Here is a 12973-nt window from a genome sequence, read left to right as displayed (position 1 = left end):
GGACGGCACCCCGCGGGCACCCCCTGAAGGACCGCTGAAAACGCCCGGCCGCAGCCAATTTCACGCGGCCGGGAAACCGCCTAGGGGTGGCCGTCCCCCTGGGGTGCCCGGTCCGGGACTGGGGTACTGGGGATCAGGGGCCGTTGCTAGCGTTGGGCGGGCGGTGACCGGGAATTCCCGCACCGGGAAACCGCCGCCACTTCCCATCGACGGATTATGCCCAGGGAAAGGGATGAGCCGTGCACTACGAGATCATGGGGTCGTTGCGCGTCGTCGACGAGAAAGGGAAATACGTCATCCGGGCCCGAAAGGTCTCGACCCTGCTCACCGTGTTGCTGGTCCGCGCCGACCAGGTGGTGTCGATCGACCAGCTGATGACCGAGATCTGGGGCGAGGAACCGCCGCGCCGGGCGATCGCCGGGCTGCACGTCTACGTGTCCCAGGTCCGCAAGTTCCTCGACCGCCCCGGACGACCCGACAGCCCCGTCGTCACCCGGCCCCCCGGCTACCTGATCCGCCTCGGCGGAGACGACCTCGACGTGCGGATCTTCGAGCGCCTGGTCGCCCGCGGCCGCGAGCACGCCCGCCACGGCCTGCACGAACGCGCGGCGGCCGACTTCGAACAGGCGCTGAACCTGTCCTACGAACCCCTGTGGGACGACGTCTGCAAGGGCCCGATCCTGGAGGGCTTCCAGACCTGGCTCCAGGAGACCCGCCTCGAGTGCGCCGAGATGCTCATGGAGTCACGGCTCGCGCTCGGCCGCCACCGCGAACTGGTCAGCGACCTCTACCAGCTCACCACCGAGCACCCCCTCCGGGAGGCGCTCCACCGGCAGCTCATGCTGGCGCTGTACCGCTGCGGACGGCGCGGCGACGCCCTCGCCGCCTACCAGGCGGCGCGCCGGACGCTCCGGAGGGAACTCGGCCTCGAGCCCTGCCCCGCCCTGCAACGCCTGCAACGCGCCATCCTCGCCACCGACCACCGCCTCGACCTCGCCATCCCCGCCTGAACACCCGGGCCGCCCCCTACCGGCCCACCCTCACCCCGGTAGCCCAATTGGCAGAAAGGCAGCGGACTTAAAATCCGCGATGTGTGGGTTCAAGTCCCACCCGGGGTACTTGACCATCCCCTTGCCGAATTCCGGATGGGCACGCCCGAATACCGCCGAGTTCCCGTTCCGTCACACCGCGTGAGAGTACACTTCGTCGCGTACGTCATTCACGATCATTCTGGTGCCGAGATCGGGGGAAACGCGCTCGAGGCCGCCGGAATGGCAGGGGGAGCGATGGACGACGGAAAGATCGATTTCAGTGCCATCTCCGACGAGGGGGTGACCTGGACCCTGCTCGGCACCCTCTACCTGCGCGCCTACGAGAGCCGCCTGCCGCGGCCCATCCTCGGCGACCGCCACGCGGCCGAGGCCCTCTCCCGCATCGACTACGACTTCGCCAAACTGCGCCGCCGCCTCCACCCCAACGGCAACCAGTTCCTCGTCGCCCTGCGCGCCAAGGTGCTGGACGACTGGTGCACCGACTTCCTGACCCGCACCCCCGACGCGACCGTCCTGCAACTCGGCTGCGGCCTCGACAGCCGCATGCTCCGCCTCGACGCCGAGGGCGCCCACCCCTGGTACGACCTCGACATCCCCGCCGTCATCGACCTGCGCCGCCGCCTCTACCCCGAGAAGGGGAACCACCAGATGATCGGCGCGTCGGTCACCGACACCGGCTGGCTGGACAAGGTGCCCGGCGACCGGCCCGTCCTCATCGTCGCCGAGGGCCTGTTCCCCTACCTGACCGCCGACCAGATGCGGCGCCTGCTGCCGCGGCTGACCGCGCACTTCGACACCGGCGAGCTGCTCTTCGACGGCCTCGCGCCCTCGATGGTCCGGATGGGCAGGCTCTTCCAATGGCCGGTGCGCGACGGACACGAGGTCGAGCGCATGGACCCCCGCCTCACCCTCGCCGGGCAGGTGCCGATCACCGATCTCGGCCACCTCATTCCCGTCCGGACCTACCGGCTCCTCTACCAGTTCATGCACGCGGTACCGCCGCTCCGCAGACTGCTGGTGGACTACCGCTTCACCTTCTGAACCTTCAGACCGGCCCCGGGACGGGTTCCCGGCGTCCGGCCTGTGACAGCATCGGCGCATGCGTTCGCAACGCCGGATCCCCCTCCACTTCTCGGACGCGAGCCGCGAGGCCGCCACCCACACCAACCTGTCGGCCGTCCGCCGCGACGGCCCCTGCCTGTGGGTGGCGGGCGACGAGACCGCCACGATCGAGCGGCTCACCGCCGTCTCCGACACGGACGGGCGGGTCACCGGCTACGGCGCGGAACTCTCGGTACGGCTCGCCGACCTCGTCGACCTGCCCGCAGGCCCGGACGCGGAGGCCGACATCGAGGGCCTCGCCCGCGCCGACGGGTGGCTCTGGGCGATCGGCTCGCACAGCCTCAAACGCCGCAAGCCCAAGCCCGACCACTCCCCCGCCAAGGCCCGCAAGCGCCTGGCGAGCGTCGTCCGCGAGGAGAACCGGTACATCCTCGCCCGTCTCCCCCTGACGACCGGCGACGACGGCCTGCCCCGGGTCGTCCGGGAGGACGGCGACCGGACCGCCGCCGTGCTCGGCGGACAGGGCGACTCCCTGGCCGACCTGCTCGCCGACGACCCGCACCTCGCCCCGTTCCTGGCCATCCCCAGCAAGGACAACGGCCTGGACATCGAGGGCATCGCGGTCATCGGCGACCGTGTCCTCGTCGGGTTGCGCGGGCCGGTGCTGCGCGGCTGGGCCGTCCTGGTCGAGATCGCTCCGGAACCCCACTCGCACCATCCGGGGCGTCTGCGCGTCCGGCCGCTGGACGACGACGACGGCCCCCGCCACCGCACCCACTTCCTCGACCTGGGCGGCCTCGGCATCCGCGACCTGTGCCCGCACGGCGACGACCTGCTCATCCTCACCGGGCCGAGCATGGACCTGGACGGACCGGTCCGCCTCGTCCGGTGGCCCGGCGCCCGGCACGCCGCACCCCACGGTCTGGTGACCGCCGACGACCTGGAACAGGTGGGAGAACTCCCCCACGGCGACGGATGCGACCACGCCGAGGGCATCGCGGTGCTGTCGGACGGCGAGCTGCTGGTCGTCTACGACAGCCCCGCCGCCGACCGTCTCACGGCAGACGGCGGAGTGCTCGCCGACATCGTCAGACTCTCCGGCTGACAACGCCGAGCCCCTTTACGTTGTAGATCAATAAGCGACGCCGTGGCGCAAGCCGATTTCCCGGCGTATCCCGAGGTGAGCCCGAGACGGCCCCCTCCGGGCCGGATTTGGGCCTTGACGGACGGTGACCGCGATGATTGCCTGCGTGGCGTTAGGAAACCTTCCTAACTTTCAAAAGGCAGTTTCGGACACCGCCGAGGGCGGGTCGAGAGCACGGTCCGCGATCCGGCTTCGGCACGACGAAGGTGAGGTGGCGCGTGCTTCGGCGAATCGCACGCGGGACGGTCGTGAGCGCGGCGGCCTGCACGGCCGTCGCGGGTCTGGCCGGATGCTCGGGACAGACCTCCGGCGCCCGTCCGGTCTCGGCGGACGAGGTGAGAGCGGCGGGCGGACCCGCCCGGCCCTTCGGGTCGCACACCTTCAAGTACGCGGCCGGGACGCTCCGGCCGTCGGCGGCGCGGAAGACCGCCGACAGCGCGGTCGTCAACGTCTACAAGCAGTGGAAGAAGAACTTCGTCCGCAGCACGTGCGGCAACGGCTGGTACCAGGTCTACTCCCCCGACGCCGACCACCCCTACGTCGCCGAGGCGCAGGGCTACGGCATGGTGATCACCGCGCTGATGGCGGGCGCCGACACGGACGCCAAGAAGATCTTCGACGGGCTCGTCAAGTACATGCTGGCCCACCCGTCGGTGAACAACCACGACCTGCTCGCCGCCGAGCAGAACTCGGCCTGCAAGAGCGTGGACGGCTCGGACTCGGCCACCGACGGCGACCTCGACGTCGCCTACGGGCTGCTGCTCGCCGATCGCCAGTGGGGCAGCACCGGCACCTACGACTACAAGCAGCTCGCCGTGAAGCACATCAACGCCATCAAGAAGAGCGAGACCAACCCCACGACGCACCTGCTGCTGCTCGGCGACTGGAGCGACTCCAGCGAGTCGCACTACTGGATGAGCCGCTCGTCGGACTGGATGGTCGACCACTTCCGGGCGTTCCGGAAGGCGACCGGCGACGCGTCCTGGGACACCGTCCGGACGGCCCACCAGAAGGTCATCACCAACCTGCAGTCCAAGTACGCGGCCAAGACCGGGCTGCTGCCCGACTTCGTCGTCGACACCAAGACCGCGGCCAAGCCCGCGTCCGGTGAGGTGCTGGAGGACCCGCACGACGGCGACTACAACTGGAACGCCTGCCGCGATCCCTGGCGCATCGGCACCGACGCCATCGTCAGCGGGGACTCCACGTCCCTCGCGGCGGCACGCAAGATGAACACCTGGATCAAGTCGGCGACCGGCGGCGACCCCGGCAAGATCTACACCGGGTACAAGCTGTCCGGGTCGGCGTTCGACAAGGGCCACGACATGGCGTTCACCGCGCCGTTCGCGGTCACCGCGGCCACCGATCCCGGCTCCCAGCAGTGGCTGGACGCGCTCTGGAAGAAGCTCGCCGGGACGGCCGTCGACCCCAAGGTGTACTTCGGCGCGAGCGTGCAGCTCCAGTCGATGATCGTGGTGTCCGGGAACTACTGGACGCCCTGACCCGCCCGGGCCGCCGGGCCCCGCGAGAACCGTCGGGGCGGGCCGGAGCGCACCCCGCCCGCCCCGACCACAATAAGCGCTTACTTTCAACGTCTGCCAGGATGGACCGGACGAACCGGTCCGACGAAGGCGGGACGAAGCATGATCGATTGGTCCGACGAGGACGTCATGATCCGCGACGCGGTGCGCGCATGGGTCGACGAGAAGGTCCGTCCCCGGATGGACGCCCTGGACGCCGGGGACCTGCCGCCCTACGACCTGATCCGGGACCTGTTCCGGACCTTCGGCATGGACGAGATGGCCCGCTCCTCCTTCCACGCCCGCATGGAGAAGGAGGAACGCGCCGCCGAGGCGGAGGCGTCCGCCGCCGACTCCTCCGGCGACGCGGACGAGGTGTCCGGGGTGAGCGGCGGGGGCGCGAACGCGTCGCTGAGCATCCTGCCGATCGTGGAGCTGTGCAAGGTGTCGCCGGGCCTGGTCACCGCGATGGGCGTCAGCCTCGGCCTCGCCGCCGGGACGATCATGAAGCGCGGCAGCGTCGAGCAGAAGCGGCGCTGGGGCCTGGACCTTCTCACCATGGACAAGGTCGGCGCGTGGGCGATCACCGAGCCGAACTCCGGGTCCGACGCGTTCGGCGGGATGCAGGCCACCGCGCGCCGCGACGGCGACGGATACGTGCTCAACGGCTCCAAGACGTTCATCACCAACGGCCCTTACGCCGACACGATCGTCTTCTACTGCAAGCTCGACGACGGCCGCGACCCGCGCGACCGCGAGATCCTCACCTTCGTCCTCGACCGGGGCATGCCGGGCCTGGAACAGAGCAAGCCGCTGCGCAAGATGGGCCTGCACTCCTCCCCCACCGGCGAGCTGTTCCTGAGCGACGTCCGCGTGGGCGAGGACCGGCTCCTCACCGGAGGCGGCGGGACGGGCGCGCAGAGCGGCAAGGAGTCGGCGAAGGCGAACTTCGTCACCGAGCGGGCGGGCGTCGCCGCGATGGCCCTCGGCGTCATCGAGGAGTGCCTGCGCCTGTCGATCGACTACGCCGGGAAGCGCGAGCTGTGGGGGAAGCCGATCGGCGACTTCCAGCTGATCCAGCTGAAGCTGGCGAAGATGGAGGTCGCGCGGCTGAACGTCCAGAACCTGGTGTTCCGGCACGTGGAGATGCAGCGCAAGGGCCGCACCCCGACGCTCGCCGAGGCGTCCGCGATGAAGCTGTACGCCGCGCAGGCCGCCGCCGAGGTCACCCAGGAGGCGGTCCAGCTGTTCGGGGGCAACGGCTACATGAGCGAGTACCACGTGGAGCAGCTCGCCCGCGACGCCAAGTCCTTCCAGATCTACGCGGGCACCGACGAGATCCAGGTGACCCACATCGCCCGCGACCTCCTGTCACGCTGACGCCGCCGTCCCCCTGAGCCGGGCCACCGGAGCGGCCCCGGTCCGCCGAGGTCAGCGGGCCGGGGCCGTCCCGGCGTCTTGAGGGGGACGGCCCCGGCCCTCGCGCTCTGCGCCGGGCGGCGGGCTGAGGTCGCGGACGACGTCGAGGAAGTTCGACGTCAGCGGCCGCAGGCGCCGGGGATGCCAGACGGCGCCGATCCGCCATTCCGCCGCCGGGTGCGCGACCGGGGCGAGGGTGACCGACGGCGGCGCGATGCCGGCGGCGCTCGCCGGGACGAGCGCGACCCCCGCTCCGGCGGCGACCAGGGCCAGCACCGTCTGCAGGTCCCGGGTCTCCTGGGCCGCGGACGCGGGCAGGCCGAGCGCGGCGCACAGGCCCGCGATCTGCTGGAACAGCCCCGGGCCGCGTGAGCGGACGAGCCGGATGAGGTCGCGGCCCGCCAGCCACCCGGCCAGGTCGTCCGGATCGTCCGGCGGGGGCGGGCCGGTGCACGCCACCGCGAGGCGGTCGGTGTGCAGGACGAGCTGTCCCCAGCGGTCGTCCACGGGCAACCGGATGAACCCGGCGTCCAGCTCCCCGCGGTCCAGCCGGTCGAGCTGCTGTTGCGAGGGCAGGTCGTCCAGCGTGACGCGCGCCTCGGGATGGAGGCGGCGGAAGGCGGCCACCGCGCGCGGCGCCAGCCGCAGGCTCGACAGCCCGAATCCGACCGTCAGCGCCCCGGTGTGCCCGGCGGCCAGCCGGACCATCCGGCGTTCCAGGGCGTCGGCGCGCTCGACCAGGTCCTGCGCCTCGGGCAGGAGCGCCGCTCCCAGCTCGGTGAGGACGGCGCCGTGGCGGCCGCGGTCGAACAGCCGTCCGCCGAGGCGGCGCTCCAGCGCCTGGATCTGCTTGGTCAGCGTCGGCTGGGTCAACGCCAGCGCGGTGGCGGCCCGCCCGTAGTGGCGATGCTCGGAGACCGCCAGAAACGCCCGCAGCAACCCCAGTTCCATTCCAGAACTCTATCGTTCACGCCAAAAGATTGATTGGACGCATCGAAAAGGGTCCGGCTTCACTGGTTCCACGCGTCGACGTCCGACAGGGCACCGAACGGCGCCGACCAGCAGGGAGAACCACAGGTGAACCAGAACCAGCGCCCGGACCGGACGCTGCGGTCCGCGAGCGTCCAGTTCGAGTCGCGCCGCGACGACAAGGCCTACAACCTCGCCACGATCGAGTACTACGCACGCCTCGCCGCCGTGGGCGGCGCGCAGGTGGTGGTGTTCCCCGAGATGTGCCTTCTGGGGTACTGGCATCTGCGCAACCACCCGGCCGAGTGGCTGCGCGCCCTGGCCGAACCGCTCGACGGGCCGTCGGTCGCGACCGTCCGGGATCTGGCGATCGAGCACGGCCTGGCCATCGGCGTCGGCTTCCTGGAGGCGGGCGAGAACGGCGACCTCTTCAACAGCTACGCCGTCTGCCTGCCGGACGGGAAGGTCCACCGGCACCGCAAGCTGCACGCCTTCGAGCACCCCGCCATCTCCAGCGGGCGGAGCTACACGGTCTTCCCCACCCCCTGGGGCGTGCGGATGGGCGTGCTGATCTGCTGGGACAACAACCTGGTCGAGAACCCCCGCGCGACCGCACTGCTCGGCGCGTCGGTGCTGCTGGCGCCGCACCAGACCGGCGGGACCCACTCCCGCAGCCCGCACGGCATGCGTCCCGTCCCGGCCGAGCTGTGGGCGCGGCGGCACACCGACCCCGCCGCGATCGAGGCGGCCTTCCGCGGACCGCACGGCCGCGGGTGGCTGATGCGCTGGCTGCCCGCCCGCGCCCACGACAACGGGATGTTCGTGGTGTTCAGCAACGGCGTGGGCGTCGACGACGACGAGATCCGCACCGGCAACGCGATGATCCTGGACCCCTACGGCCGCGTCCTCGCCGAGACGTGGGTCGCCGAGGACGCCATGGTCACCGCCGACCTGGACCTGGACCTGCTGCCGCTGTCCACCGGACGGCGCTGGATCCAGGGACGCCGTCCGGAACTGTACGGGATCCTCACCCGGCGCTTCGGCGACGAGCGCGACCCGCGCAGCGCCCGTTTCACCACCGACCCGGTGCCGCTGGTCCGTGAGCAGGAGGGAAACGCAACGAAACGGTGACGAGGGGTTGACGAGTTCGGAAGGAGTCCTTACTTTCGGGGCCACGTTAGGAAAGTTTCCTAACTTCGAGAGGCCGCCGGGAGTACACCGTGCCGTCCGACGCGTCCGCGCCCACGCCGGGCACCCCGAGCCTGCTGCGCGCCATCAACGACCGCGCCGCGCTGGAGGCGCTGCTCGCGCACGGGACGCTGTCCCGGCCCGAGCTGTCCCGGCTGACCGGGATCTCCAAGCCCACCGCGTCCCAGCTGCTCGCCCGGCTCGAGGAGACCGGGCTGGTCATGCGGGACGGGGTGCGTGAGGGCACCCCCGGACGCACCGCCGAGCTGTACCGGATCGTGCCGTCCGCGGCGCACGTCGCCGGGCTGGACGTCACGCCCCGCCGGATCATCGCCGCCGTCGCCGACCTCACCGGGGCGGTCGTCGGCGAGCACGTCCTGGCGACGCCGGGCCGCGCGAACGTGGACCCGGCCGCGCGGGCCGCCGCGGCCGTGGACGGAGCGGCCGCCGCGGCGGGCCTCACCCGCGCCCGGCTCAACCGGGTCGTCGTCGGGATCCCTGGCGCGGTGAACCCCGCGACCGGACGCGTCGGCTACGCCGCGCACCTGCCCGGCTGGCACGTCCCCGGCATCACCGCGCACCTCACCGCCGGGCTCGGCGTGCCGGTGGAGATCGAGAACGACGTCAACCTCGGCGCGCTCGCCGAGATGGCGTCCGGGCAGGCCGCCGACGTCCGCGACTTCGCGCTGCTGTGGGTCGGCGACGGCATCGGCATGGCCGTCGTGCTGGACGGCCGTCCGCACCGGGGCGCGACCGGCGGCGCGGGCGAGATCGGCTACATGCCCGCCGTCGGCGCGCCGCTCGTGCGCGGCGCGCGGCTCGCCCACACCGGCGGCGTCCAGACCCGGATCGGAAGCGGGGCCGTCCTGGCGCTGCTGCGCCGCCACGGCTTCCACGGCCGCGACGTCCGCACCGCCATCACCCGCGCCACCCAGGCCCTCGAATCAGCCCCGCGAACGAGGACATCCGGTGCGCAGGGGGCGGCCGGGGGGCGGAGGGAGGCGGCGGAGGCGGCGCTCGGGGAGTTGGCGGAGCGGCTGGCGGCGACGCTGGCGAACGTGGTCGGCATCCTCGACCCCGAGCTCATCGTGCTGACCGGCGAGGTGCCCCGTGCGGGGGGCGAGGCGCTGCGCGCGCTGGTCGAACAGGAACTGCACAGCCTGACGATCCCCCGCCCGCCGGTGCGGCTGAGCGCGGTGGCGGGCAACGTCGTCCTGGCCGGGGCACTGGACCAGGCGCTGCGCGGATGCCGGGAGGAGGTGTTCTCCAGCACCCGGGCCGCGACCACCTGAATCGCGGGCCCCCAACACCACGACACACCCGACACCACGGCACACCCGAGATCCGGGTCTCATCGGCCCGGGCCACTCCTCACACCCCCCAACGGCCCGTCCGGCCGTCCTTTCCGAAGGAGACCAGGAGTGTTCCTCACCCCCCGGCGCGCCCGGCGCCTGTCCGCGGCGGCCCTCGCCGCATCCGGGCTGCTGCTCGCCTCCGCCTGTACCGCCGGAAGCTCCGGCGGGTCGGACTCGGGCCCGAAGGCGGACGCGAGACAGACCATCGAGGTCTGGCACGGCTGGTCCGCCGACCACGAGGTGAAGGCGTTCGACGACGCCGTCGCCGGGTTCCAGAGACTGCACCCGAACATCACCGTCAAGCTCGTCAAGGACCAGACCGACGACCGCATCACCAACGCGATCCGCGGCGGGAACCCGCCGGACGTGGTGTCGTCGTTCACCACCGACTCGGTCGGATCGTGGTGCCAGTCGGGCGCCTGGCAGGACCTCACGCCCTACCTCACCAAGTCCAAGGTCGACCTCAACCTGTTCCCGCAGGCCGTCCGGGAGTACACGCAGTACAAGGGGCGGCGCTGCGCGATGCCGCTGCTCGCCGACGCCTACGGCCTCTACTACAACAAGGCCCTGATGAAGGGGAACCAGCCGCCGAAGACCATCGGCGAGCTGACGGCCCTGGCCAAGAAGCTGACCGTCCGGAACCCGGACGGGACGATCAAGGTCGCCGGGTTCATGCCGTCCGCGCAGTACTACGAGCACCAGGTGCAGCACCTGGCGACCGAGTTCGGCGCCACCTGGCTCACGGGCGACGGGAAGTCGAACCTCGCGGCCGACCCGAACGTCAAGGCGTACCTGCAGTGGAACAAGAGCCTGATCGACTGGTACGGCTACGCCAACGTCAAGAAGTTCCTGAAGTCGGTCGGGCAGGAGTTCGAGGCGTCCAACCCCTTCGAGCAGGGCAAGGTCGCGATGGCGGTCGACGGTGAGTGGCGCACCAAGTTCCTGCAGGACGAGGCGCCCAAGGTCGACTACGGCACCGCGCCCGCGCCCGTCCCCGACGACCAGGCCGCCCGGTACGGCGGCGGGTTCATCACCGGCACCGTCATCGGGATCCCGCGCGGCGCCAAGCACCCGCAGGCCGCCTGGGAGTTCGTGAAGTACCTGACGACCGACACGCACGCGCTGGTCACCTTCGCCAACGGCCTCGGGAACGTCCCGAGCACGCTGCCCGCGCTCGCGTCGCCCGAGCTGAAGATGCCGCCGCAGTTCCAGACGTTCCTGGACGTGTTCAAGAGCCCCCACAGCGCCACCACCCCGCCGACGCCGAACGGCAACGACTACGTGGTGAAGTTCCAGGCGTTCGTCCAGGACCAGTGGGAGCCCGGCCGGGTGACCAACCTGGACGCCTCCCTGAAGGACCTCGACACCCGGGTCGACCAGGCGATCAAGCTGAACGGCGGCTGATCCATGACCGCCCTCACCGCCCCGAGGGCCGCCGCGGGCGCGGGAACGCGGGCACGCCGCCGCAACCGGCTGCGCGTGCTGGCGTTCCTGTCGCCCTGGCTGGTCGGCCTCGGACTGTTCTTCGGCTACCCGCTGGCCGCGACCGTCTACTTCTCCTTCACCCGGTACGACCTGTTCACCCTGAAGTACGTCGGGTTCGACAACTACCGGTTCCTCGCCCACGACGCCGACGCGTGGCGCGCGATGAAGAACACGATGTGGCTGGTCGTGGTGATGGTGCCGCTCCGGCTGCTGTTCGGGCTCGGGATCGCGCAGCTGCTCACCCAGATCAAGCGCGGCGGGAGCGTCCTGCGGTCGGTGTTCTACCTGCCGTACCTGATCCCGCCGGTGTCGGCGACGGTCGCGTTCGTGTTCGTCACCAACCCCGGCACCGGGCCGTTCCCCGCGCTCACCCGGCACCTGGGGTTCTCGCTGCCGGACTTCTTCAACGACCCGTCCTGGTCCCGGCCCGGCCTGACCCTCATGGGGCTATGGGCGGTCGGCGACCTGATGATCCTGCTGCTGGCCGCGCTGCTGGACGTGCCGCGCTCGCTCTACGAGGCGGCCGTGCTGGACGGCGCGAACGCCTGGCAGCGGTTCCGGTACGTGACGCTCCCGTCGATCTCGCCCGTCCTGGCGTTCTGCGCGGTCACCGGCGTCATCCAGACCCTGCAGTACTTCACGCAGGCGCTGGTCGCGGCGAAGGTCGCGTCCGGGCAGGCCGACACGGCCGGGACGCAGTTCGCGCCCGGCTACCCGGACGGCTCCACGGTGACCTTCCCGCAGTGGCTCTACGACGAGGGGTTCCGGCAGTTCAACATGGGATACGCGTGCGTGCTCGCCCTGGTGATGTTCGGCGTCGGGATGCTGTTCACCCTGTTCCTGCTGCGCCGGTTCCGCGCCTTCGCCAGCGAGGAGGCCCGATGACCGCGACCGCGACGCCCGCCGCCGGGACGCGTCCCGCGCCCCGGCGCGTCCACCGGCCGTCCCGCGGCACCCGGACCCGCCGGACGCTGTACTGGATCGCCGTCCACTCGGTGGCGATCGCGCTCGCCGTCATGTTCCTCGCGCCCCTGGTGTTCATGCTGCTCACCGCCGTGATGACCGACCGGCAGGCGCTCAGCAGCTCGTTCTGGCCGCACACGTGGAACTGGGACAACTTCCGCCGCGCGTTCAGCGGCGACATGGTCCGCTGGACGCTCAACAGCGTCATGTACGCGGGCCTGTCCACGCTGTTCGTGCTGGCGTCCAGCGTCCCGGTCGCCTACGCGCTCGCCCGGTTCCGGTTCCGGGGCCGGTCGGCCGCGCTGGTCGTCGTCATCGCGACGATGATGCTGCCGCCGCAGGTCACGATGGTGCCGCTGTACATCGTGTGGTCGCGGTTCCACCTCACCGGGACGCTGTGGCCGCTGATGCTGCCGGGCCTGTTCGGCGACGCGTTCTCCATCTTCCTGCTGCGCCAGTTCCTGGTGTCGATCCCGGGCGAGTACGCCGACGCGGCCCGTGTGGACGGCTGCGGGGAGCTGCGGACGATGCTCCGGGTCGTCCTGCCGATGGCGCGGCCCGCGCTCGCGGCCGTCGCGCTGTTCCAGTTCTTCTACTGCTGGAACGACTACTTCGGGCCCCTGGTGTACGCCAACCCCGACCACTGGACGCTGGCGGTCGGCGTCGCCTCGTTCCGCGCCGCGCACCACGTGGAGTGGAACCTGACGATGGCGGCGACGCTGCTGACGATCCTGCCGGTCGTCATCGTGTTCTTCCTCGCCCAGCGGGTGTTCGTGCAGGGCGTGACCCTGACGGGAGTCAAAGGGTGAAACTGAC

At 71.2% G+C, this 12973-nt stretch carries 11 protein-coding genes and 1 tRNA gene; 11 read left to right on the top strand and 1 reads right to left on the bottom strand.

The window, feature by feature from the left end:
* Nucleotides 1-239 precede the first annotated feature (239 nt).
* From P696_RS0102840 to P696_RS0102815, 6 genes are all read left to right on the top strand, one after another.
* Nucleotides 240-1010: an AfsR/SARP family transcriptional regulator gene (locus P696_RS0102840; RefSeq protein ID WP_026411146.1), complete on the top strand. Its 771-nt coding sequence runs from the start codon at nucleotides 240-242 to the stop codon at nucleotides 1008-1010.
* Between the two features lie 32 nt (nucleotides 1011-1042).
* Nucleotides 1043-1118 (top strand) — tRNA-Leu (locus P696_RS0102835).
* Nucleotides 1119-1286: 168 nt separating this feature from the next.
* On the top strand, nucleotides 1287-2093 hold the full coding sequence (locus tag P696_RS0102830) for a class I SAM-dependent methyltransferase (RefSeq protein ID WP_034482763.1): 807 nt from the start codon (nucleotides 1287-1289) through the stop codon (nucleotides 2091-2093).
* Between the two features lie 58 nt (nucleotides 2094-2151).
* The gene (locus P696_RS0102825; protein ID WP_026411144.1) at nucleotides 2152-3219 is read left to right on the top strand and encodes a DUF3616 domain-containing protein; all 1068 of its coding nucleotides are present in this window, start codon (nucleotides 2152-2154) and stop codon (nucleotides 3217-3219) included.
* Between the two features lie 257 nt (nucleotides 3220-3476).
* On the top strand, nucleotides 3477-4760 hold the full coding sequence (locus P696_RS42825; protein ID WP_245627474.1) for a family 8 glycosyl hydrolase: 1284 nt from the start codon (nucleotides 3477-3479) through the stop codon (nucleotides 4758-4760).
* Between the two features lie 141 nt (nucleotides 4761-4901).
* Nucleotides 4902-6158, top strand: a complete 1257-nt coding sequence (locus P696_RS0102815) for an acyl-CoA dehydrogenase family protein (protein ID WP_026411143.1) — start codon at nucleotides 4902-4904, stop codon at nucleotides 6156-6158.
* A 51-nt stretch (nucleotides 6159-6209) separates the two neighbouring features.
* On the opposite strand, the gene P696_RS42820 is transcribed toward P696_RS0102815, so the two are convergent.
* On the bottom strand, nucleotides 6210-7148 hold the full coding sequence (locus tag P696_RS42820) for a LysR family transcriptional regulator (RefSeq protein WP_064743848.1): 939 nt from the start codon (nucleotides 7146-7148) through the stop codon (nucleotides 6210-6212).
* A gap of 126 nt (nucleotides 7149-7274) precedes the next feature.
* Between P696_RS42820 and P696_RS42815 the strand changes: the two genes are divergently transcribed.
* From P696_RS42815 to P696_RS0102785, 5 genes are all read left to right on the top strand, one after another.
* Nucleotides 7275-8297: a nitrilase family protein gene (locus P696_RS42815; protein ID WP_034482761.1), complete on the top strand. Its 1023-nt coding sequence runs from the start codon at nucleotides 7275-7277 to the stop codon at nucleotides 8295-8297.
* An 89-nt stretch (nucleotides 8298-8386) separates the two neighbouring features.
* A complete protein-coding gene (locus tag P696_RS0102800) occupies nucleotides 8387-9646 on the top strand; it encodes an ROK family transcriptional regulator (protein WP_026411142.1) in 1260 nt (419 codons plus the stop codon).
* Between the two features lie 129 nt (nucleotides 9647-9775).
* Nucleotides 9776-11113 carry an ABC transporter substrate-binding protein gene (locus P696_RS0102795; RefSeq protein WP_064743846.1) on the top strand — a complete coding sequence of 446 codons (1338 nt, stop codon included), beginning with the start codon at nucleotides 9776-9778 and terminating at the stop codon, nucleotides 11111-11113.
* A gap of 3 nt (nucleotides 11114-11116) precedes the next feature.
* Nucleotides 11117-12079, top strand: a complete 963-nt coding sequence (locus P696_RS0102790) for a carbohydrate ABC transporter permease (RefSeq protein WP_026411140.1) — start codon at nucleotides 11117-11119, stop codon at nucleotides 12077-12079.
* Complete coding sequence (locus P696_RS0102785) at nucleotides 12076-12966, top strand: carbohydrate ABC transporter permease (protein ID WP_026411139.1); 891 nt, start codon at nucleotides 12076-12078, stop codon at nucleotides 12964-12966. The genes P696_RS0102790 and P696_RS0102785 overlap by 4 nt, the downstream gene beginning before the upstream one ends.
* Nucleotides 12967-12973 lie beyond the last annotated feature (7 nt).

Origin of the sequence: Actinomadura oligospora ATCC 43269 (assembly GCF_000518265.1) — a bacterium.
GTDB classification, from domain to species: domain Bacteria; phylum Actinomycetota; class Actinomycetes; order Streptosporangiales; family Streptosporangiaceae; genus Spirillospora; species Spirillospora oligospora.
The sequence above is the reverse complement of the archived record's forward strand: the minus strand, read 5'-3'. Positions and strand labels throughout refer to the sequence as shown.

Excerpts from the sequence above, each read along its gene's own strand:
- P696_RS0102830 (WP_034482763.1), top strand. The coding sequence starts at position 1,287 with ATGGACGACGGAAAGATCGATTTCAGTGCCATCTCCGACGAGGGGGTG.
- P696_RS0102825 (WP_026411144.1), top strand. The coding sequence starts at position 2,152 with ATGCGTTCGCAACGCCGGATCCCCCTCCACTTCTCGGACGCGAGCCGC.
- P696_RS0102815 (WP_026411143.1), top strand. The coding sequence starts at position 4,902 with ATGATCGATTGGTCCGACGAGGACGTCATGATCCGCGACGCGGTGCGC.
- P696_RS42820 (WP_064743848.1), bottom strand. The coding sequence starts at position 7,148 with ATGGAACTGGGGTTGCTGCGGGCGTTTCTGGCGGTCTCCGAGCATCGC.
- P696_RS0102790 (WP_026411140.1), top strand. The coding sequence starts at position 11,117 with ATGACCGCCCTCACCGCCCCGAGGGCCGCCGCGGGCGCGGGAACGCGG.
- P696_RS0102785 (WP_026411139.1), top strand. The coding sequence starts at position 12,076 with ATGACCGCGACCGCGACGCCCGCCGCCGGGACGCGTCCCGCGCCCCGG.